Below are 21,492 nucleotides of genomic sequence, written 5' to 3'. Positions count from 1 at the left end.
GTTTCCGGGCGGTTGCAGACCGTTTATGAACAAGGTCGCGAGACCTGCCTCTTTTTAGAAGGGAGCTCCACGAATGAACAAGACTCTGATCGTTGCAGCAGCTGCAGCATCGTTCGCTACCGTTGCTCACGCGCAAAGCAGCGTCACGCTGTACGGCGTGCTGGACGCTGGCATCACCTACCAAAGCAACGTTGCAAGCAAGTCGCTGTGGTCGATGGGCTCGGGCGTTGACCAAAGCCGCTTCGGCCTGCGTGGTTCGGAAGACCTCGGTGGCGGCCTGAAGGCAATCTTCACGTTGGAAAGCGGCTTCGGCATCGGTAACGGCAAGCTGTCGAACAACGGCGGCATGTTCAACCGTCAAGCGTTCGTCGGTCTGTCGAGCCAATACGGCACCGTCACGCTGGGCCGTCAGTACGACTCCGTCCAGGACTACCTGGCACCGCTGACCGCAACGGGCACCTGGGGTGGTACGTACTTCGCGCACCCGGGTAACGTTGACCGCCTGAGCACGAACGGCGACGTCGCACTGAACAACTCGGTGAAGTTCACGAGCGCTAACTACGCTGGCCTGCAATTCGGCGGCACGTACTCGTTCTCGAACAACCAAAACTTCGGCAACAACCGTGCTTACAGCGGCGGCCTGTCGTACCAGTTCCAAGGCCTGAAGCTGGGTGGCGCGTACTCGCAAGCAAACCTGGGTGACGGTACCAACGGCAACGGCGCGACGAACATCGCTTCGCAAGGCCGTGTCCGCACGTACGGTGCAGCTGCTGGCTACGCATTCGGCCCGGCACAAGTCGGCGCAGCTTGGACGCAATCGCGTGTGGACAACACCGCAGTTGCTGGCCAATCGGTCCGCGCAGACAACTACGAAGTCAACGCAAAGTACAACCTGACGCCGGCTCTGGGTCTGGGTGTTGCTTACACGTACACGAACGTTCGCCTGTCGAACACGGTTGATGGCCTGAACAGCGCCCACTTCCACCAAGTTGGCGTGCAAGCAGACTACTCGCTGTCGAAGCGCACGGATGTCTACGCACAGGCTGTGTATCAGCGTGGCAGCGGTCTGAACGCATCGATCTACAACGGCGACCTGACCACGCCGTCGAGCTCGTCGATGAACCAAACCGCAGCAACGGTTGGTCTGCGTCACCGCTTCTAAGCGTGACGGCTGGGTAACCAGCTTCGCAGCATCGAAAAAGGCGCCTTCGGGCGCCTTTTTTTTCGCGTACGAGATGGGTGTACCGGAAGCGATCACGACATTGCGAAGCGTCGGAGCAAAAAAGCGAGGCGGCGAGCCTCGCTTTTTGCGTTGGTGCGTCAGGATGTGCCGGCGGTCGGCACGGGCCTCAGCGCATCGTCAGCGCGTGTATTCGCCGTTGGCTTCCGGCTGGAACACGATCGCGGCGACCTTCATCAATTTTTCAATACCGCTCGGCTGCATCACTTTCACCGACTGGCCACGTTGCGTACCGAGCAGCGCCATGCCGACCGGCGAGAACACGTTCAGGCGCCCGAGTTCGAGATTGGCGGCATCCGGATAAACGATTGTCCAGGTGGTTTGCTCCTGCGACGTTTCATCCAGCAGCGTGATCTGTGAATTCATCGTGACGACGTTCGCTTTGACGGCGTTTGGCTGCACGATGTCGGCACGCTCAAGCAGCGTGTCGAGCATCGTCTGGAAGCGCGGGTTGTGCTCGGCGTGCTTTTCGAGACGAGCCACGTCGAGTTCGGTCAACTGATAAAGGCGAGGTTTCATGGTGGATCTCCAAATGATCGGCATGGGGCAGGCGTGGCGTGCCTATGAGGATCGCCCGGAGCCTGTCTGAACTGGCTCCGGAAGGAGGCCGAGCTGTCAGATCAGACGCCGGGCGAGGGCGAGCGGCGTCTGGGCCGTGCGTCGAACGCTGGGTCGTGTCGGATGGCCGGCGCGCGCACGCACGCCGGCCGGGCCGGATGGCGAAACGAACAGCAGCGCGGGCGCGTACATGATGGCGGGAAATAGACGGACGAAAAACCTTACGATTCTACAACACAACCTTTGAACTGATGGTTCTGCTGTCGGCAATTCGACAGCTATTGTTTCCGAAATGATCGAAGTGGCCGGGATCTCGATGCGCGTCGACCGCCGATTTTTTCCAGAAACGCAACGCTGTATGTTCAAACCAAGGGTTTCCCCTTGGTTCGGCGCGGCCTACACTTGATCCATCGCTTCGGACAAGTCCCACCGAAAGCGACGTCAAAACAGAACACATTTCGGAGGTCCATCATGAAGTCGATCATCTACGCAGCGATCGCTGCATCCGTTCTTGCCGCGCCGATTGCCTCGTTTGCACAGTCCGAGCAAGGCTTGACCCGCGCACAGGTTCGCGCCGAGCTCGTGCAGCTCGAGCAGAACGGCTACAAGCCGCTCGCGAGCGACGCGCAATACCCGCAGAACATCGAGGCGGCCGAGCAACGGATCCAGCCGAACCAGCCGGTGCTCGCGCAGGCCGATACCAGCGGCTACGGCGCCGTCGCGACCGGCGCCGGCCAGTCGGGCCGTCGTAGCACGCATGAAGCGCCGAATCCGGTGAACTCCGTCTACTTCGGCAACTGAACGATTCCGGGTCTGCCCGAGCACAGCATGTGACCGACGAGGCGCGCGCGAGGCGCGCGTCCTTGTCAGCAGAGCAGAACCTCCGTCGCCGCATTCCGGCGGCTTTCCAGCCCAGACGCTCGTGCGTTTGGGCCTTTTTTGCTGAGGTTGGTCAGGCGGACGTGATCGCCGGTGTGCCGTGGATATAGTGTTCGAGCTGGCTGATCGTGAACTGCTGATCGGCGATCACACTCTTGACGAGGTCGCCGATCGAGATCAGCCCGATGAGCTTGCCGCCGTCGAGTACCGGCAGGTGGCGCATACGGTGTTCGGTCATCAGCGCCATACACTCGTCGCTGGATTGCGATGGTTCGACGTAGCGCACCTTGGACGTCATGATTTCGTCGACGCGGGTGGCCTTTGACGACCGGTCCTGCAATACGACCTTGCGCGCGTAGTCGCGCTCGGTGACGATTCCCGCGATTTCGTCGCCCTCCATCACCAGCAGCGCACCGATTCCTTTTTCGGCCATCAGCTTGACGGCGTCGTAGACGAAATCGGCTTTGGTGACGGTGTAGATGGTGCGGCCGGAATCCGGTTTGGCTTTGAGAATCTGCGCGACAGTCGTGCTCATATGCTTCTCCGTGTGCGTGACGATGCAGGGAAGGCAGGGCGTGATGCGCGACACCCGACGGGCTCAGTATAGCGGCGCCCGCTGCGGCAGTCGCGTGACGTTTCCAGATTAGCGGTAAACTCCGGTCACGCACTATCCACACAACTCCTACATTCCTGATCGTTTCCACTGAATTCATGATGTCTTCGCGTCCCCAATCGCCCGTGCCGGGCAATGGCCAGGCCGACGAGTGCGTCACGCTCGTCGCCACCGCGACGCTGCCCACGCGCTACGGTACGTTCACGTCGTATGCATTCCGCGTATCGGGCAGCGATGCCGAACATCTCGCGCTCGTGATGGGTGACGTCGGCGGCGCGCAGTCGGTACTGACGCGTCTGCATTCCGAGTGTCTGACCGGCGACGTGTTTGGCTCGTATCGCTGCGATTGCGGCGAGCAGCTCGATCTCGCGCTGCGCTACATCGCCGCGGAGGATCGTGGCGTGCTGCTGTATCTGCGGGGTCACGAAGGGCGCGGTATCGGCCTGAGCAACAAGATCCGCGCTTATGCGCTGCAGGAGCAGGGGCGCGATACCGTCGAGGCGAATCTCGACCTCGGCCTGCCCGACGATGCACGGGAATACGATTCGGCCGCGGCGATCCTGCGTATCCTGGGCGTGACGTCGGTGCGGTTGATGAGCAACAACCCGAAGAAGTTCGATACGCTCGTGAAGCACGGGATTCCTGTCTGCGAACGCGTGGCGCTCGCGGTGCCGATGCGCGAGGAAAACGAACGGTATATCCGGACCAAGCAGGTCAAGTTCGGGCATTACTTCGAAGAGAACGAGTAACACGATCGACTGGCTCCGAGGAGCCGGAACCAACAAATCAAAAAATTGTAGATCGTGAAGCTTTCTCGAATTCCCGAACTTGACCTGCTTCGGTTCGTCGCCGCACTTGCCGTAGTGTTTTTTCACTTTGCATTTCGGGGCCATGCAGCCGACGACCTGACCATCATGCATTATCCGCCGCTGGAGCCGATTTCTCGGTACGGTTTCCTCGGCGTGCATCTGTTTTTCATGATCAGCGGGTTCGTAATCCTCATGACGGCCGGCGATGCGAGCATCAAAAAATTCATTGCGTCCCGTGCGGCTCGTCTGCTGCCGGCGTTTTGGGTTTGTTGCACGGTCACTTTCTTCGTGACGCTCGCAGTTGGCGGGAACAGGTTTACGGCGACATGGCCCCAATACATCGTCAACATGCTGACGCTCGGCGGCGGGTTTGGGGCCGATCCGATCGACGGCGCATATTGGTCGCTCGGTGCAGAACTGCGGTTCTACAGATTGGTCGCGATTCTGATCATCGTCGGCCAAATTGGCCGTTCAGAGCGATGGCTCTTTGTATGGTTGATCGGCACGGTGCTCGTGGAGATATTCCCGTTCATCAAGCTCAAGACTTTCCTGGTGACGGATTACGCTGGCTTCTTCATCGCTGGCGCGGCGTGCTTTCTCATTCGGGCGCACGGGCTATCGCGCTCACGCGTCGTGCTGCTGTGTGCCTCGTGGGCACTATCGCTGTATCACGAATTCCAGTTGCTGCCATCCTTTAGCGAACACTTTCGATTGGACCTGAGCCCGGTGGTCATCGGTATCGTGATGACGTCTTTTTTCGTGGTGCTGCTCGGGCTCGCGCTTCGTCGAACGCCGATCCTTCACGGTTCGCGATGGGCCTGGTTCGGTGCAGTTAGCTATCCGCTTTACCTGATTCATCAGAACGTCGGTTACATGCTATTCAACTTGACCGACGCAACGGCGAATAGCGACGTGCTGTTTTGGAGCGTTATCGCGGCGGCCATCGCGTTTGCATTGATGGTGCATGTAGCCGTCGAGAAACCGCTCGCACGGCCGCTGAGGAGCGGAATCGTGCTTGGGCTTGATGCGCTTCACAACTGGGCTTTAACTGCGCAACGGAGCCGAATGCGCCAGTAACGCTCTGCGTTTCTGCATGAGATTCATTTTGCCGCCTTCGGGCGGTTTTTTCGTTTACGGGGATTCGAGGCAAGACCACGAAAAGACGATTCTGGAATGGACCATCATCGGCGCATTGATTGGTGTCGCGAAGGTGCCGGTCGGCAGCACGCAGCACGCTTCGGCTGGTTGTGTGGCAGGGCGGTATTGAGGCCAGAAGGTGACTGATCGTCCTTTGGAGCGGCGTGAGATTTGGCTAGGTGTGATGTTCTACCTTTGAATAACAAGCCCGGCATTACTTCGAGGACAATGAATCCTGAAACGGTGGCGCAGTACGGCGAGACGGTTAAATCGACCAACATCACGGCCTATCGCGTCGACGGTGACATATTGACCGGGCTTCAGGAAGGGCGGCTCGGACCGATCAGTGACGGTACCGCGCAACTCATGCCGAAAGCGGTCGGTACTCCCGTCACGCTCGATGGTCAGAGCATCACGACTGTTGGCCGTCACTTGATGGGTGACGTGACGAACGGGATCAACCAGCAGGTCGCGACGGATCAGTTCGGCCTGGTTTCACAGATGAACTCATCTCACTGATGCGATACAAGAAAGCGATAACCGCCGGCGCGATTGTCGCACTCGTTGGAGTGACCTCACCGCTCTGGTGGCCCATTCAAGCCCAAGGGACGAACATAACCGGCTTCAAACGTTACGCACCGGAAGATTTCTTTTCGGGGTAGCAACTCACGTTGGCTCAGGCCATTCATGACGGCGATCTCGGGCGGGTTCAGCAACTCGCGCCGAAGACCGATCTGAATGCGTCCGGCGCGAAGAACACGACGCTGCTGTCGTACGCAGTGCAGGAAATCGTTCCGGTCAAGAACGATGCGTCTAATCCGCGGTACCAGATCATTTCGGTGCTCGTGAAGAGCGGTGCGGATCCGAAGGCCCCGGTTGGCAGCAGCGGTGGATCGGTGGTCGATGTCGCATTGCGGGCCGATACGCCCAACCTTCTGCGCGTGTTGTTGAACAGCGGACTCGATCCCAATTGGCTGTACAACGGCGACACGCCGATGATCTTCGCGGTTGCAGAGAACCGGCTGCTGCCCCAGCTGAAGCTGCTGGTCGAGCACAAGGCGAACGTGAATGCGCGCGACTCGCTCGGAAAGACCGCACTCTTCGAGGCGACGATGATTCAGCAGTGGGACGTCGTCGACTACCTGCTCGCGCACGGCGCCGATCCGAAGACTGCCAGCCAGCTCGGGGTGTCGTACGGGTGGGTGCTGCAGAACGAATTGAAGAACCATACGACCGCGGATTCGTCGGCGCGTACGCGTATCGAGGGGATTCGTCGCAAGATCGTCGCGGCCGGCGCGCCGTGGCCGCCGCTCGATCCGAAGGCGCAACGCGCAGCGATGCGCGCTCGCGGCGAGAAGGTCGTGACGCCGGCAGGCCAGACGGATTGAACGCACGCGGGACGGTTGAAGCGTCGCACGCCCGACTCTCATCGCTTTGCGAAGCTTCAAAACCGCCACGCCGCGGGCAGCCGGACTGCATCCCCTCATCCGTCCCCATCAAAATATCGCAGACAAGAAAAAGCCCGCTACTTGAGCGGGCTGAATCCATGCTTGGAGACATGGAGGAGACAGTTCGAACTTTAAGGGAAAACCCGAGGCCTGGCAAGCCCTAGTTGTAATTGTGCAACGCAACGTTCCCCGAGAATCCGCCGAACCGCTCCTGCGCGACCGGCACCGCGTACTTGTCGCGCATTTCCGTCTCGATCCAGGCGCAAGCTTCTCGCGCGCAATCGGTCAGTGCGTGCCGGGTCGCATGCCCATTGACGTCATAGACGAACCGTACGCCGACCTCGTCGTCTGCCACCTGCCGCTGCAACTGATTGAGGTGCAGTTGCGGGCCGCGCTCCTGCGCCAGCGCATGCAACTCGTCGAAGTGATATTCGAGCCAGTCGGCGAAGAAGAGGGCGTCGCTGTGGCTGCTCAGGCGGAACGCCGCCGTGCGCGATGGCCGTTGCGCGGCATCCGTCACCTGCCCGTCGCCGCCCGGCGCGATCGCGGTGTCGATGGCGCGGTCGATCGGCGCGAGCGGCTCGCGAATCCGACGGTACGGTTCGCGCTCGCGCAACGCGTGCCATAGCAGTTCGTCGCCGGCGGCGCCGGACGGCTGCATCGTCAGGTCGTGCCGGCCGTCGCCTGCAGCACAGACGTCGCGAATCACGAGGCGCAGCGAGCAGAGCGGCTCGTCCGCAACCAGCAGCGTGGCGGGGCGCGGCAGCCCGCAGACGAGCGGCGCGGCGCCGCTCGCGCGGAACACAAGCCCGCGCCGATCGAGCCGCACGAGCGGCAGCGTGCGCGGGAACAACGGGTACGCGAGCGTGATGCCGGCGCCGGCAGCACCCGTCAATCCGGGCATCATCGCGCGAAAGACCTGAGACTGATCCACACTGATTCTCCTTCGTTACAATTTCCGTCCGGCCGGACTACGCGCGTTCCGGCTCAGGCGGCGATGGCTTGCCGGGCAGCCCGCCCCGGCGTGATTCCAAGTGCCGCAAACGTTTGCGGGTCGATATCGATCCAACATGCGACTACCAGACGGCCATCCACCTGTTTCGGCGGTCCGGCGCGGTGCGCGTGCACGCCGATCCGGCGGAACAGCCGCTCCATGCTCGCGAACGTCACGCCGATCAGCTGCCGCGCGCCGAGCTGCGCAGCACATTCGACGACGGCTGCCAGCATCGGCCGCACGGCCCAGTCGGCATTGCCCGCGCCGCCTTCGTCGCCGGTGGCCGCGAACCGCGACAGCTCCCAGACGGCCGCCGATTGCGGCAGGGCGACGTCTTCGGCGATGAGATCGGCGAACAGCGACTCCAGCAGATACGGACGCGTGGTCGGCAACAGGCGCGCACAGCCGCACACGTCGCCGCCGGCGTCCCGCGCGAACACGTAGACCGTATCGTCACGGTCGAACTGATCGTGCTCGAAACGCTCGTTTGCAGACGGAAGTGCCCAGCCGAGTTGCTCGATGAACACACGGCGCCGATAGCGCCCCAGTTCCGCTGCAAGCTCGCTTGGCAGCCGCCCTTCCTCGTGAACGAAGGTCCGCATGGTGTCCTCGGATCGGTACTTTGGGATGCACGCATTACATCGCGCGGCCCGAGGAGGCTGTAACTGGTAACTCTTACAGGGTGGCGGCTTACCGGTATCATTCGACCGGTGGTAACGGTTTCTTGATCGGCGGGATTGAAATACGGGCGGCTTTTGCTTATAAAGAGCGCCAGTCTTGCGGAAAAGTCAGAGGAAAGCCGGGACGGTTGTCACTGGAGCGTGGGACCGGCATGATAGGCGTCGTTGCGACCCAGTACCGATGCAGCGACCGCGGCGGCCCAGTCGAGATCCGTGAGCCGGGTGGCGAGCGCGGCCGCGGTGCGGAACATGCCGAGATCGGCGCCCGTCGCGTCGACGGCCATGATGTTGCTGCGGACGTCGCCGTATGCGATCACGAAGGTGCTCGTCGCGCGGTCGAGATACCAGTCCCACCCGACCGTCAGGTATGCGACACCGACGCTCGCCGGGCGGTGCCATTCGGTATAGCCGGCCAGGCGCGCGTCGATGCCGCCTTCGCGCAATTCGTCGAGCAGCGAGGCATCGAGACCGCTCGCGACATGGTTGAGCGCGAGCGCGGCCAATGCGCTTGCGGACAGGCGCACGTAGCCGTCCGGAGACGGACTGCGGACCGGGTGCAACAAAGGTGAAGTCATGCGCGGAATGTATCAGCCCCCAACCGGTGCTGGCACCTGACAGGTATGACAGCGTGACGTTGTCGGAGAAAGAATGGAACTGCGCTGGCAGGATGCCTACCAACAATTCAGCGCCGCGGAAGACGAGCAGCAGCTCTTCCAGCGGATCGCCGCCTATTCTAAACGGCTCGGCTTCGAATATTGCTGTTACGGCATTCGCGTGCCGCTGCCCGTATCGAAGCCGGCGGTCGCGATCTTCGATACCTATCCGGACGGCTGGATGGCGCACTATCAGGCGCGCAACTACATCGAAATCGACTCGACGGTGCGCGAAGGCGCATTGAGCACCAACATGATCGTGTGGCCGGACGTCGACCGGATCGACCCGTGTCCGTTGTGGGAGGACGCGCGCGACTTCGGGCTGGCCGTGGGCGTCGCGCAGTCGAGCTGGGCCGCGCGCGGAGCGTTCGGGCTGCTGAGTATCTCGCGTCACGCGGACCGCCTCACGCCCGCCGAGATCAACATGCTGACGCTGCAGACCAACTGGCTCGCGAACCTGTCGCACTCGCTGATGAGCCGCTTCATGCTGCCGAAGCTGTCGCCCGCGGCGGGCGTCACGCTGACCGCGCGCGAGCGCGAAGTGCTGTGCTGGACGGCCGAAGGCAAGACCGCGTGCGAAATCGGCCAGATCCTCAGCATCTCGGAGCGCACGGTGAACTTCCACGTGAACAACATCCTCGAGAAGCTCGCGGCGACCAACAAGGTTCAGGCGGTGGTCAAGGCGATCGCTGCCGGCCTCATCGACACGCCCTGACGCGGCACCGCGGCCGCCTGCATGCCCGCATGCACGCGCGCATCGGGCGGCCGCCGCTCACTCCATCATCGGCTCCGCCTCCTTCGCGGTCCAGCTCACGCTTGAAATGCTCTTCTCCATACTGATCCGGCTCGCGATCTGCTCGAGTTTCTGCTGATCTTTCGGATGCAGCTTCAGCGTCGCGGTGACCTTCAGCCGGTCCGGCTGCTCGGGCACGTCCTCGCTCGTCAGGCTCTGGAACGACAGCGGCTTCGCGTACATCGCGTTCGACAGCAGCGTGCGGATGTGCACTTCGTCGGCGGCCAGGCAGATCACGGTGATCCGGTATTCGCGCACCAGATCGGCATTCGACACCGGCGTTGCGTTGATCGCCTGACTGACGCCGCGCAGCACCGTGTTGGCGAGCAGCACCACGCCCGTGCCGGCCAGCGCGGGTACGAAGTGGCCGGCGCCGGCGAGTACACCGACGGCGGCCGAGCACCACAGCGTCGCGGCCGTGTTGATGCCCTGGATCGAGCCCTTGTCGCGCATGATCACGCCGCCGCCGAGAAAGCCGACGCCGGACACGACGTACGCGGCGATCTGCGTGACGCCGGCCACGCCGTTGCCGGTCAGCACGCCGAGCGTCACGAACAGGCAGGCGCCGCTCGCCACCAGCGTGATCGTGCGCAGGCCGGCCGTGCGTTGGCGCATCTGGCGTTCGAGGCCGATCGCGACGCCGCAGGCGAACGCGGTGAAAAGACGGAGTGCGAAATCGAGCGTCATGTTGGTCCTGCCGTGTAAAGCGCGCTTGCCGGCCCGCATCGCGGCGGCGCTGGGCGAGCGCGATGCGATGGCCGTCATCGCGCGGTACTGTACCGCGCGAATGCGTCATTCAGTGTGAAACGGGAAGCGTGCGGACTCGCGGAACGCGAGTCGCGGCAGGATGGCTGCGTGGGACAGGCGTTCAGGCGGCGAGCGGCGCACGCAGCGAAGGGCTGCAACTGTCCACGATGGTTCCTGAAGGAGGGATGGGCGGCATTCTAGTGGGCGGCTCGCGCGTACGTCAATCGCGTCGGCAGCGTCGGCGGACGGCCGCCGCATGCGGTAATGCTCATTGCGCCGCGTCGATCGTCTCCGTCATGAGCGCGGCCGCCGCCGCCCGCTCAGGTACGCCCGACGCGCGTCCCGTCGTGCCGCCCGGTATCTGTGTACCATCGGACATAGGGCGCGCGACGCCGGACACAACGTGAGCCGACGTCATGTTCACGTCCGGCGCGCGGCGCGCAATCGATATCCCGATCAGGACGAGCATTCCATGCGAAGTTTCTTTGTCCGATTCATTGCAATCGGCGTGCTGTTGCATCTGTATGTCGGGATGCGGATCATCCCCGACGCGTTCACGTCGCCGCTCGCGCGAACCGTAGCGGCGCTTGTGCTCGCGAGCTTCGTCGTGCTGATTCCGGTCGGCATGTTCTCGCGCCGCTTCGACGAGGGCTGGGCCGCCACGTTGTTCGGCTGGACCGGCGCGCTCGCGATGGGCTTCTTCTCGTCGCTGCTGGTGCTGACCTTGCTGCGCGAACTGGTGCTGCTCGGCGTGGTCGCCTGGCGGCAATTCGTGCATCCCGGCGCGTGGAGCGATGCGGCGTCCGCTACGGCGCTCGCAGTGTTGGCAGCCGCGGTACTGGTCAGCGCGATCGGTTTCGTGGGCGCGCGGCGCACCGCGGCGGTCAAGCGCGTGTCGATTCCCGTCGACGAGTTGCCGGCTGCGCTCGACGGGCTGACGATCGTGCAACTGTCGGACATTCACGTCGGGCCGACCATCAAGCGGCCGTTCATCGAGCGGATCGTGCGCGTGGTCAACGCGCTCGATGCGGATCTGGTCGTCGTGACCGGCGACGTGGTCGACGGCTCGGTCGAGCGGCTGCGCGAGCATACGGCGCCGCTCGGCAGCATGCGCTCGCGGCACGGCAGCTTTCTCGTCACCGGCAATCACGAGTACTACGCCGGCGCGCATGCTTGGATCGACGAGTTCCGGCGGATCGGCCTGACGGTGCTGCTCAACGAGCACGTGCTGATCGAGCGCGACGGCGCACGCGCGGTGCTCGCGGGCGTCACCGATTTCACGGCGGGCGGCTTCGATCCCGGGCATCGCAGCGATCCCGAACAGGCGCTCGCGGGCGCGCCGCCCGACGTCGCCACCAGGATCCTGCTCGCGCACCAGCCGCGCAGCGCGCAAGCGGCGAGCCGCGCCGGTTTCACCGTGCAGTTGTCCGGCCATACGCACGGCGGCCAGTTTCTGCCGTGGCCGCCGTTCGTGCGCCTGCAGCAGCCCGTGATCGGCGGGCTGAACCGGATCGGCGCGATGTGGCTCTACACCAGCCGCGGCACCGGCTACTGGGGGCCGCCGAATCGCTTCGGCGTGCCGTCCGAGATCACGTTGATCCGTCTGACGCGCGGGAGCTAGAGCGTGGCGTGCGTCAGGGGCGATGTCGTCCGGATGGAGGTGTGGGATGTGCGCGAGCATACGTGCCGGTTCGGCATGCCTGGCGCCAACGACGCAGCTCGTGCGGATCGGGATGTTCGGCAGGGCTCACCGGTCTGCATGGCGACGCGGCCGCACGCTTGACATGGGCACCGCGACGATCGCGCATGGCGGCGCGAGGCGGCGTTGGCTACCATGCATGGATGATTCGCTCCCGTCCTTCGCTCTCTGTCTGATCCCGCCATGTCGACGCCCGATCTTTTCGCCGATACGCCGGCTCCCGAGGTGGACTGGTATCCGGACTGGCTCGCCCCGGCCGATGCCGACCGCCTGCTGGCCGCGCTAATCGACGAGGTCGCGTGGCGACAGGACACGATCCGCACGCCGCGCGGCCGCATTCCGCTGCCGCGGCTGACCGCGTGGCAGGGCGAGCACGATGCCGTCTACGTTTATTCGGGGATCCGCAACGTGCCGGCGCCGTGGACGCCGGCCGTGCTCGAGCTGAAGCGCGCGGTCGAGGAGACCAGCCGCGCGCCCTTCAACAGCGTGCTGCTCAATCGTTACCGCAACGGCCAGGACAGCCTCGGCTGGCATGCGGACAACGAGCGCGAGCTGGGCGACGCGCCTGTCATCGCGTCGGTGAGTCTCGGCGCGATGCGCGTGTTCGACCTGCGTCATCGCGCGAGCGGCGTCACGCATGCGTACCGGCTCACGCACGGCAGCCTGCTGGTGATGCGCGGGCGCACGCAGGCCGAATGGCTGCACCGCGTGCCGAAGGCGCCGGCCGTGCAGGGCGAGCGCGTCAATCTCACGTTCCGGTTCGTGACGCCGACCGCGCAGTAGCAGCCGGAGGCTCGTGCCGGAGTACAGTCGCTGCGTTCGGGCACATCTGGCGCGCCCCGATTACGTATGTCGCCATTGGCTGGTCGTCGATGTGGCACGTTGACGCACGGCGCGCTGGCGCGCCGCGGAGGGCGGCCTGCGAGGCCCGTGCCGCTTGACTTGCGAACAGTTTCGATCGACTGGCCGGTTCCGATAGGCAAGTGTAAGCCCTGATGGTGCGTCGCAACATTCTTTGACTAGACTGGCGAATGGCAGGATCGCGTCGGCACTCGGCGCAATTTTTCGACATGCCCGGCGGCGCCGATGCGACGCGCAGGGCAGGAGCACAATCCGTGATCGTACTGGACTCATCCCTCGAACCCTCGCTGCACGTCTTCGAACAAGACGGCGGATGGCAATGGGCGCTGACGGTGAAGCGGACGTCCGGCGTGGGCGTGAAAGTCGTCGCGTTCAGCACCGAGGGCTACCGCCGCGAAGCCGACGCGTATGCCGCCGGCGAGCGGGCGCGCGCCGAGTATGACGACGCCGTGACGACGTGAGCCGCTGACGCTGCCGCATCGGGCGGTATGCGGGCAGGCGTCCGTTCGTCGTCTCCTTTCTTTCTGCCTTTCCGATTTTCTTAGCTCTCTACCCCGCATCGCGCCAGACACCGGCGTGACCTCGGGCCGCGCGCCAATCGAGCCAAATAATCCGCACGCTTCGATACACCGCTGCAATACGCGGTGCTCGTCGCCGATTTCCTCCATTCGCTGCCACGCATTGCGTCACGCGCACGCGTGCCTCAGGCCGCCCGCGGTCCGACCGAAACGATCCGGACCCTTCGAATTTCCTCAGTTCCTCGCGACGCATCGCGTCATGCAACGACGTGGTGCCGGGGCATGCGTCGCCCGAAATGATTCGTAGCTTTCGCCACGCATCTGCCATACGTGCCGCTTTCCCCACTTTGCTGCGCTCCCCGTCACGCATTCGCGTCACTTACCGGCGTGATCCTGGCACGTGCGCCGCCCAAAATGATCCGTACCTTTCGACACGTCCGTGCCATACGCTCCGCTTAACGTGCACGGGTGGCGTCCGCCATGGCGACGCTGCGCGACGCGTCGCGTGCCCGGCGCACGCCGCGCGGCGGCGACTCACCGACTCGAACGCAGCTCATGTGCGATGACAGAACCGACACTTTCCGCGCTGCTCGGGCATCGCGACGGGGCTTCACCTTGATCGAGGTGCTGATCGCGCTGGCGATCGTCGCGGTGGCGCTCGGCGCCGTGATGCGCGCGATCGGCGCGCTCGCCGCGGATACCGACACGACCCGCATGCGGCTGCTCGCGCTCTGGAGCGCAGACAACGCGCTCGGCGAACTGCGCATCGCGTCGAGCTGGCCGGACGCCGGCACGCAGACGTTCGCATGCCCGCAAGGCCGTTACCGGTTCGTCTGCCGACAGTCCGTCGCCACGCTGCCGAGCCCGCTCGTGCGGCGCGTGACGGTCAGCGTTTATCCGTCGGCATCGAGCGGCACCGTGCTCGCCGAAGTCGTGACGGTGATCCAGAATGAAGCACGGCGCTGATCGGCCCGCGCGCCTCCATGCGCGCGGCTTCACGCTGATCGAGATGCTGGTCGCGATCGCGCTGCTCGCGGTGATCGCTCTGCTGTCGTGGCGCGGCCTCGATGCGACGATTCGCGGCCGCGACGACATCGCGTCGAATCTGGCGCAAACGCGTCTGCTCGGCCGCTACTTCTCCCAGCTGCAGTTCGACCTGATGAACCTCGTGACGGCCGACGAGGTGTTCGGGCCGCCGCTGCGCATCCGGCCGAACGAGCTCGTGATGGTGCGCCGTCTCGGCGTCGGCAGCGGGCCGACGCACGTGCAGGTCGTGCGCTACCGGCTGAACGGGCGCGCACTCGTGCGCAGCGCGTCGCAGCCGCTCGCCACGCTCGCCGAGGTGGACGCGGCGCTGCGGCACATGGACGATTTCGCGCAGGTCGTCGTCAGCAGCGATGCACGCGCGATGCAGCTCGCGGTGTGGATCGCCCCCGGCGGCTGGACGACCAGCCAGGCCGCGATCGAGCAAGCCTACGCGCAGTTTCTCGCGCAGCACGGCATCAGCAATTCGACGTCGCTCGGGATGCCGCTGCCGCGCGGTGTGCGCTTCGCCGTGACGATCGGCGCGCCGCCGGTCGAATACGTGAGGACGATCGCGATCGGTCAGTGACGGCGGCGGCAACGCCCTGCGGCGCCGGCACGGCCGCGGTCGGCCGCAGCCGACCGAGCGCTGCGTGACCCGGCAAAAATGGTCCGTAACTTTCGTCATACGGCTGTTATCGGGCGTCCGTTAGTCTCGTGCCGAACATGACCGCCGCGACCGGCCGCTTCGGCCCGTCGCCGGCATCGGCAAACGGGAAGGGGGCGAACGTGACGGTCGAGCACCGGCATGATCCACACGCGGGCGCGCCGGCGAACGGTGCGTCCGGGCAATGGCAAGCGGCGGCGCTCCTCGGCCGCGCGCAGCAATGGCACGGCGCCGGGCGCTTCGACGATGCGGCACGCGACTATCTCGCCGTGCTCGCGAACGAACCCGATCATCCGCAGGCGCTGCACCTGTACGGCGTGCTGCAGTTCCAGCGCGGTGCGGCCGATCAGGCCGAAGCGCTGCTGCGCCGCTCGATCGCGCTCGACGCGAGCGCACGCGCGTTGTCGGATCTCGGCGCGCTGGTAGGCGAGGAGGGACGCGTCGACGAGGCGCTCGACCATTTCGCGGCGGCGCTGCGGGCATCGCCCGACGACGTGCAGACGCTCGTGCGCCGCGGCAACACGCTGCTCGGGCTGCGGCGCTACGACGACGCGCTTGCGTCGTTCGATCGCGCGCTGGCGCTGTCGCCGCTCGTGCTCGATGCGCTGTGCAATCGCGGCGGTGCGCTGCGGGCGCTCGGCCGCTTCGACGAAGCGCTCGACACCTACGAGCGCGCGCTGATGGTCGACCCGCAATCGTGCGAATCGTGGTTCAACCGCGGGCTCGTGCTGCGCGAGCTGCAGCGATCCGTCGACGCGCTGCACTGCTTCGAGCGCGCGCACGCGCTGCGGCCGGGCGTGGCCGCGATCGAGGCCGAGCGCGGCCGCGCACTGGCCGATCTTGGCCGCGACAACGAAGCGCTCGCCGCGTTCAACGATGCGATCGCGGCCGACCCGGCGCGGCTCGACGTGCTGCGCGACAGCGCGGCCGTGCTCGAACGGCTCGGTCGCGCGGACGAAGCGCTTGCCCGCTGGGAGCGCGTGCTGGCGTCCGATCCGGATCAGGTGCATGCGCTGGCGGGTGGCGGCAATGCATTGCCGCCACTGCGCCGCGACGACGACGCGCTCGACGGCCGCGCGAGGTCCTCGAACCTGGAACGAGCGCCACGCGCGAGCGCGCCGGCCGCGCCGCGATCGGCCGATGGCAGTCAGCACGATGGCAGCGCGTCGGTTGGTCATCAGCCAGATGCCAGGCGAGCCGATGCCGGCCGGTCCAATGGCAACCGGTCCGATGCGAGCTCGCCCGACGACAGCGCGCCCATTGGTAACCAGCCCGATGCCAGGCGAGCCGATGCCGGCCCGTCCAGTGGCAGCCGGACCGATGCGAGCTGGCCCGACGACAGCGCGCCCTTTGGTAACCCGCCCGATGCCAGGCGAGCCGATGCCGGCCGGTCCAATGGCAGCCGGCCCGGTGCGAGCCAGCCCGATGACAGCGCGCCCATTGGTAACCCGCCCGATGCGAGCCGAGCCGATGCCGGCCCGTCCAATGCCAGGCAACCCAATCCCAGCGCCCCCGAAGCGCTCGCCCCCGACCAACTACTCGCCCGCGCACGCGCCGCGCACCGCGACGGCGCGCTGCAGCAGGCCGAGCACGCGTACGCCGCGCTGCTCGCAGCCGATCCCGACCATCCGGAAGCGCTGCACCTGCTCGGCGTGTTGCGTTTCCAGCAGGGACGGCTCGACGATGCCGAGCCGCTGATGCGGCGCTCGATCGAGCGCCAGCCGGCGCCGCTAGCGCTCGCGAACTACTCGGCGGTACTCGCTGGGCTCGGCCGCACACACGACGCACTCGCACGGCTCGACGATGCGCTCGCGATCAATCCGACGCACGCGCGCGCACTGTTCCAGCGCGCGGGCCTGCTCGCGGAACTTGGCCGGCACGACGAAGGCCGCATAGCCTACGACCGGCTGCTCGAACTTACCCCGGGCTTCGCCGACGGCTACGTGAAGCGCAGCGACACGCAGCGCGCGCTCGGCCACCACGCTGCGGCGGTGGCCGACTGCGATCGCGCAATCGCGCTCGCGGGCCGCACGTTCGACGCGATGCGCGCGCGCGGTCTCGCGCTGCGCGAACTCGGCCGCCATCGCGACGCGGCCGACAGCTACGACCATGCGCTCGCGCTGGCGCCCGGCAGTGCCGACGTGCTGTTCCTGCGCGGCGTCGTTCATCTCGATCTGCACGATCCCGAGCGCGCGCTCACGGATTTCAACGCGGCGATCGCGACGAAGCCGACCTTCGTCGATGCGCTCGTCAACAGCGCAATCGCGCTCGAGCAGCTTGGGCGCCACGACGAAGCGCTGCTGCGCTGCGACCGCGCGCTTGCGCTCGAGCCGCGCCACGCGTGCGCGCTCGCCACCCGCGGCAACGCGGCGAGCCAACTCGGACGTCACACGGACGCAATCGATAGCTATGCGCGCGCGCTCGACGCCGATCCGCTCAGCACCGTCGTGCTGTGCAACTTCGCCGATGCGCTGATGCGCGTCGATCGCCACGCCGACGCGCACGCGCTGTGCGAGCGCGCGCTCGAGCTCGACCCGCAGTGCGCGCCGGCGTGGTTCACGCGCGCACGCGTGCGGCTCGAAACGCATCGTTACGACGATGCGCTCGACGATCTCTCACGCGCGATCGCGCTCGCGCCGCTCGACAAGCTCGCGCACTTCCATCGCGGCCACGCGTTGCGCGCGCTGCGCCGGCACGACGACGCGCTGCACGCCTACGCGCGCGTGCTCGACATCGATCCGGACGATGCCGCCGCACACTGCACGCGCGCCTTCCTGTGCCTGTCGACCGGCGATTTCGAAACCGGCTGGGCCGAGTACGAATGGCGCTGGCGCGACAGTCAGCTCGACGCCAGCCGGCGCGATTTCGCGCAACCGCGCTGGACGCGCGGCATGCCGCTCGACGGTCGCACGATCCTGCTGTATCCGGAACAGGGGCTCGGCGACACGCTGCAGTTCTGCCGCTACGTGCCGCTGGTGAAGGCGCTCGGCGCGCGCGTCGTACTGGAGGCGCCGGTCGAGCTGACGACGCTGTTCGCCACGCTCGACGGCGTCGACGTGCTGGTCGCGCGCGGCGAGCCGCTGCCGCCGTTCGACCTGCATTGCCCGCTGCTGAGTCTGCCGCTCGAATTCCGCACGAACCTCGCGTCGATTCCCGCGGGCGCGCCGTACCTGCGCGCCGATCCCGAGCGGGTCGAACGGTGGCGTGCGCGCCTCGGCGACAGCGGTCGTGCACGCATCGGCCTCGTATGGACCGGCAACCCGCTGCACCTGAACGATCGCAACCGTTCGATGACGCTGGCTGACCTGCTGCCGCTGCTCGACGATCGCTACGACTGGATCAGCGTGCAGAAGGTGATTCGCGACGACGATCGCGCGGTGCTCGACGCGAGCGCGATCCGTTTCGTGGGCGACGACCTGACCGATTTCGCCGAGACGGCCGCGCTGATCGGCGCGCTCGATGCGGTGATCAGCGTCGATACGTCGGTTGCGCACCTGGCCGGCGCGCTGGGCTGCCCGCTCGCCGTGCTGCTGCCGCACACGCCCGATTTCCGCTGGCTGCTCGATCGCGACGACAGCCCGTGGTATCCGCGCGCGACGCTGTTCCGGCAACCGGCCGGCGGCCAGTGGGCGCCGGTAGTCGAGCGCGTGCGCGCCGCGCTGCCGGCGCTGCTTGCGCGCGCGACGCGATGAGCACCGTGCCCGCGCCGCCGCTGCGGGCGGCCGTCGACGACGCGCTGCGACACGCGCGCGCGAAGCTCGCGCGGCGCGATTTCGCCGGCGCGGCGCGGCTCTACGAAGGTGTGCTCGCGATGCTGCCCGATCACGTCGAGGCGTTGCACCTGCTCGGCGTCGTGCATCTGGAACGCGGCGACCCGTCGCGCGCGGAGCCGCAGATCGCGCGCTCGATGCGCTTCGGGCTCGATCAGCCGTGGAATTTCACCAACCATGCGGTGGCGCTGACCGGCATCGGCCGCCATCGCGACGCGCTCGACGCGGCCGCGCAGGCGCTCGCGCGCGATCCCGGCCATGCGCGCGCGCATGCGGTGCGCGGCGACGCGCTGCTTGCGCTCGGCCGGCATGCGGAAGCGCTCGGCGCATACGACCTCGCGCTGCTGCGCGAGCCGGGGCGCGTCGCGACCTGGGTGCGGCGCGGCGAGGCGCTGCGCGTGCTGGGCCGTCCCGCCGACGCGCTGATCAGCATCGAACGCGCGCTGCAGATCGACGCGCACGACGCGGACGCGCTCGCGCAACGCGGCCATGCACTGCGCGCGCTGGGGCGCGGCGACGAGGCCGTGCATTGCTTCCGGCTCGCGATGGTGGTGCGCGGCAAGACCGCCGAACTCGTCTACGCATGCGGCCATGCGCTGATCGAACTGGGCCGCCCGGCCGACGCGCTCGCATGCATCGACGAAGTGCTGACGCGCATGCCCGACGACGCCCAGTTGCTGTTCGTCAGCTGCGTCGCGCTCGATCTGCTGCATCTGCACGACGAATTGCTGAAGCGCGCCGACCGTCTGCTCGCGCTCGACCGCGACAGCGTCGGCGCGTGGCTCGGCCGCGGCAACGCGTTGCTCGGACTGCGCCGTCACGACGAAGCGGTGCGTGCCTACGACGAAGCGCTGGCGCGCGCGCCGGGCGACTTCGACGCGCTGCGCAATCGGGCGGGCGCGCTGCGCACGCTGGGCGCCTGTGAAGACGCGCTTGCCGATTACGATCGCGCGCTCGCCGCGCGCGGTCCGCATGCCGAAGTGCTGTGCAATCGCGCGATCGCGCAGCAGTTGCTCGGCCGTTACGACGATGCGCTCGCGAGCTACGCGGCCGCCGCCGCCGCGCCCGGCAGCACCGCGCAGGAGCTCTGCACGCGCGCGGTCGCGCGCCAGCAGCTCGGCGACTACGCGGGGGCGCTCGCCGATTTCGCGCTGGCCTGCCGGCACGACCCGAATCACGGCATCGCCCGCCGTTCCGACGCATTCTGCCGTCTGCTGACCGGCGACTTCGCCACCGGCTGGCGGCTGCACGAGGCGCGCTGGGACGCCGCCGACGTGACGTTGCACCGGCGTCATGCGGGCCGCCCGCAGTGGACCGGCGACGAATCGCTCGCGGGCCGCACGCTGCTGCTGCACGCGGAGCAGGGCTTCGGCGACACGCTGCAGTTCTGCCGCTACGCGAGCCTCGCGCACGATCGCGGGGCCACCGTCGTGATCGATGCGCCGGCTGCGCTGGCCGAGTTGCTCGGCACGCTGCGCGGCGTGAGCCGCGTCGTCGCCGCTGGGCAGCCCGCGCCGGCGTTCGACCTGCATTGCCCGATGATGAGCCTGCCGTTCGCGTTTCGTACGACGCTCGACACGGTGCCGGCCGACGTGCCGTATCTGCATGCCGACCGGCGGCGGCGCGCGGCCTGGCGCGCGCGGCTCGACGCGGCCGCGCCGTCGCGGCGCCTGCGCGTCGGGCTCGCGTGGTCGGGCAATCCGCATCACGCGAACGACGAGAACCGGTCGATGACGTTGGCGGCGCTGGCGCCGCTCATGGCGCTCGACGCGACCTTCGTCAGCCTGCAGGTCGACGTGCGCGCGCGCGACGCCGCCGCGTTCGCGGCCGGCGGCGTGCTGTCGTTCGCGAACGCGTTGACCGATTTCGCGGAAACGGCCGCACTCGTCGACGCGCTGGATCTCGTGATCGCCGTCGACACGTCGGTCGTGCATCTGGCCGGCGCGCTCGGCCGGCCGGTGTGGGTGCTGCTGCCGCGCGTGCCCGACTGGCGCTGGCTGCTCGAGCGCGACGACAGCCCGTGGTATCCGCACGCGACGCTGTTCCGCCAGCGCCTGCCGGGCGACTGGCCGGCGGTGGTCGAGCGCGTGGCCGATGCGCTCGCCGCGCGTGTGCGCGCCCACGCGGCCGGCCGACTGTGACAAAAGCTACGGACCATTCGCGCGCGGCCGGAATGGTCCGTAACACCCGCCATGTCGCTGCCATCGGGCCTTCGTATGTTCTCGGGATTCCCGCGGCCGGGTTCCGGCCGACGCGCAACGACCAGGCGCGGCAACGGATCGGCGTCGTGGGCGGCGCGATCGTCGCCGAGCGCCATTTCATAGGATTCGGGGTGACGAATGGCAGCACGCGCACGTACGGCACGACAATCTGACGCGACGGGGTCGCGCTCGACCCTCAACT

Annotated in this window: 22 protein-coding genes; 15 read left to right on the top strand and 7 right to left on the bottom strand. The window is 66.5% G+C overall.

All coding sequences use genetic code 11. The features are described 5' to 3' along the window. Window positions 1–73: 73 nt before the first annotated feature. Window positions 74–1,162, top strand: coding sequence for a porin (locus tag EX20_RS26405; protein ID WP_011882545.1), 1,089 nt, complete (start codon window positions 74–76; stop codon window positions 1,160–1,162). 198 nt (window positions 1,163–1,360) lie between these two features. Here EX20_RS26405 and EX20_RS26400 read toward each other — a convergent pair whose 3' ends face one another. After that, window positions 1,361–1,759, bottom strand: a complete 399-nt coding sequence (locus tag EX20_RS26400; protein WP_011882544.1) for a GreA/GreB family elongation factor — start codon at window positions 1,757–1,759, stop codon at window positions 1,361–1,363. A gap of 510 nt (window positions 1,760–2,269) precedes the next feature. On the opposite strand from EX20_RS26400, the gene EX20_RS26395 reads away from it, so the two are divergent. Then, window positions 2,270–2,599: a DUF4148 domain-containing protein gene (locus EX20_RS26395; protein WP_011882542.1), complete on the top strand. Its 330-nt coding sequence runs from the start codon at window positions 2,270–2,272 to the stop codon at window positions 2,597–2,599. A gap of 151 nt (window positions 2,600–2,750) precedes the next feature. On the opposite strand, the gene EX20_RS26390 is transcribed toward EX20_RS26395, so the two are convergent. Then, window positions 2,751–3,212, bottom strand: coding sequence for a CBS domain-containing protein (locus tag EX20_RS26390; RefSeq protein ID WP_014725314.1), 462 nt, complete (start codon window positions 3,210–3,212; stop codon window positions 2,751–2,753). 176 nt (window positions 3,213–3,388) lie between these two features. Here EX20_RS26390 and ribA point away from each other — a divergent pair, with 176 nt between their 5' ends. The 4 genes from ribA to EX20_RS26370 all read left to right on the top strand — a co-directional run bounded on the left by ribA (window position 3,389) and on the right by EX20_RS26370 (window position 6,624). Next, complete coding sequence (gene ribA, locus EX20_RS26385) at window positions 3,389–4,039, top strand: GTP cyclohydrolase II (protein WP_011882540.1); 651 nt, start codon at window positions 3,389–3,391, stop codon at window positions 4,037–4,039. Between the two features lie 54 nt (window positions 4,040–4,093). After that, window positions 4,094–5,176, top strand: coding sequence for an acyltransferase family protein (locus EX20_RS26380; RefSeq protein WP_231572302.1), 1,083 nt, complete (start codon window positions 4,094–4,096; stop codon window positions 5,174–5,176). Window positions 5,177–5,464: 288 nt separating this feature from the next. Continuing rightward, window positions 5,465–5,755 (top strand): VgrG protein, encoded by a 291-nt coding sequence (locus EX20_RS26375; RefSeq protein ID WP_226151047.1) that lies wholly within the window; start codon window positions 5,465–5,467, stop codon window positions 5,753–5,755. Window positions 5,756–5,907: 152 nt separating this feature from the next. Next, window positions 5,908–6,624 carry an ankyrin repeat domain-containing protein gene (locus EX20_RS26370; protein WP_051974505.1) on the top strand — a complete coding sequence of 239 codons (717 nt, stop codon included), beginning with the start codon at window positions 5,908–5,910 and terminating at the stop codon, window positions 6,622–6,624. Window positions 6,625–6,844: 220 nt separating this feature from the next. Here EX20_RS26370 and EX20_RS26365 read toward each other — a convergent pair whose 3' ends face one another. The 3 genes from EX20_RS26365 to EX20_RS26355 all read right to left on the bottom strand — a co-directional run bounded on the left by EX20_RS26365 (window position 6,845) and on the right by EX20_RS26355 (window position 8,933). After that, a complete protein-coding gene (locus tag EX20_RS26365) occupies window positions 6,845–7,618 on the bottom strand; it encodes a hypothetical protein (protein WP_175464240.1) in 774 nt (257 codons plus the stop codon). 53 nt (window positions 7,619–7,671) lie between these two features. Next, entirely contained in the window at window positions 7,672–8,280 is a 609-nt protein-coding gene (locus EX20_RS26360; RefSeq protein WP_011882534.1) for an acyl-homoserine-lactone synthase, read from the bottom strand. A 209-nt stretch (window positions 8,281–8,489) separates the two neighbouring features. Next, a complete protein-coding gene (locus EX20_RS26355; RefSeq protein WP_011882533.1) occupies window positions 8,490–8,933 on the bottom strand; it encodes a DUF4902 domain-containing protein in 444 nt (147 codons plus the stop codon). A gap of 73 nt (window positions 8,934–9,006) precedes the next feature. Here EX20_RS26355 and EX20_RS26350 point away from each other — a divergent pair, with 73 nt between their 5' ends. After that, window positions 9,007–9,726 carry an autoinducer binding domain-containing protein gene (locus EX20_RS26350; protein ID WP_011882532.1) on the top strand — a complete coding sequence of 240 codons (720 nt, stop codon included), beginning with the start codon at window positions 9,007–9,009 and terminating at the stop codon, window positions 9,724–9,726. A 57-nt stretch (window positions 9,727–9,783) separates the two neighbouring features. Here EX20_RS26350 and EX20_RS26345 read toward each other — a convergent pair whose 3' ends face one another. After that, window positions 9,784–10,491 carry an MgtC/SapB family protein gene (locus EX20_RS26345; RefSeq protein WP_011882531.1) on the bottom strand — a complete coding sequence of 236 codons (708 nt, stop codon included), beginning with the start codon at window positions 10,489–10,491 and terminating at the stop codon, window positions 9,784–9,786. A 328-nt stretch (window positions 10,492–10,819) separates the two neighbouring features. Beyond that, entirely contained in the window at window positions 10,820–11,020 is a 201-nt protein-coding gene (locus EX20_RS26340) for a hypothetical protein (protein WP_034195251.1), read from the bottom strand. Window positions 11,021–11,023: 3 nt separating this feature from the next. Here EX20_RS26340 and EX20_RS26335 point away from each other — a divergent pair, with 3 nt between their 5' ends. The 8 genes from EX20_RS26335 to EX20_RS32660 all read left to right on the top strand — a co-directional run bounded on the left by EX20_RS26335 (window position 11,024) and on the right by EX20_RS32660 (window position 21,463). Further along, window positions 11,024–12,172: a metallophosphoesterase gene (locus EX20_RS26335; RefSeq protein ID WP_034195250.1), complete on the top strand. Its 1,149-nt coding sequence runs from the start codon at window positions 11,024–11,026 to the stop codon at window positions 12,170–12,172. A gap of 261 nt (window positions 12,173–12,433) precedes the next feature. Next, entirely contained in the window at window positions 12,434–13,033 is a 600-nt protein-coding gene (locus EX20_RS26330) for an alpha-ketoglutarate-dependent dioxygenase AlkB family protein (RefSeq protein WP_034195249.1), read from the top strand. Window positions 13,034–13,365: 332 nt separating this feature from the next. Next, window positions 13,366–13,572 carry a hypothetical protein gene (locus EX20_RS26325; RefSeq protein WP_034195248.1) on the top strand — a complete coding sequence of 69 codons (207 nt, stop codon included), beginning with the start codon at window positions 13,366–13,368 and terminating at the stop codon, window positions 13,570–13,572. A 612-nt stretch (window positions 13,573–14,184) separates the two neighbouring features. Further along, window positions 14,185–14,595 carry a type II secretion system minor pseudopilin GspI gene (gene gspI / locus EX20_RS26320; RefSeq protein WP_063710896.1) on the top strand — a complete coding sequence of 137 codons (411 nt, stop codon included), beginning with the start codon at window positions 14,185–14,187 and terminating at the stop codon, window positions 14,593–14,595. Then, on the top strand, window positions 14,579–15,241 hold the full coding sequence (locus EX20_RS26315) for a PulJ/GspJ family protein (RefSeq protein ID WP_034195246.1): 663 nt from the start codon (window positions 14,579–14,581) through the stop codon (window positions 15,239–15,241). Before gspI ends, EX20_RS26315 begins: the two co-directional genes overlap by 17 nt. Window positions 15,242–15,378: 137 nt before the next feature. Then, window positions 15,379–19,011 (top strand): tetratricopeptide repeat protein, encoded by a 3,633-nt coding sequence (locus EX20_RS26310; protein WP_231572301.1) that lies wholly within the window; start codon window positions 15,379–15,381, stop codon window positions 19,009–19,011. Continuing rightward, a complete protein-coding gene (locus EX20_RS26305) occupies window positions 19,008–21,230 on the top strand; it encodes a tetratricopeptide repeat protein (RefSeq protein WP_034195291.1) in 2,223 nt (740 codons plus the stop codon). Before EX20_RS26310 ends, EX20_RS26305 begins: the two co-directional genes overlap by 4 nt. A gap of 32 nt (window positions 21,231–21,262) precedes the next feature. After that, window positions 21,263–21,463 carry a hypothetical protein gene (locus tag EX20_RS32660; protein WP_014725296.1) on the top strand — a complete coding sequence of 67 codons (201 nt, stop codon included), beginning with the start codon at window positions 21,263–21,265 and terminating at the stop codon, window positions 21,461–21,463. The last annotated feature ends 29 nt before the right edge of the window (window positions 21,464–21,492 follow it).

This window comes from Burkholderia sp. WP42, from assembly GCF_000745665.1.
GTDB classification, from domain to species: domain Bacteria; phylum Pseudomonadota; class Gammaproteobacteria; order Burkholderiales; family Burkholderiaceae; genus Burkholderia; species Burkholderia vietnamiensis.
The sequence above is the reverse complement of the archived record's forward strand: the minus strand, read 5'-3'. Positions and strand labels throughout refer to the sequence as shown.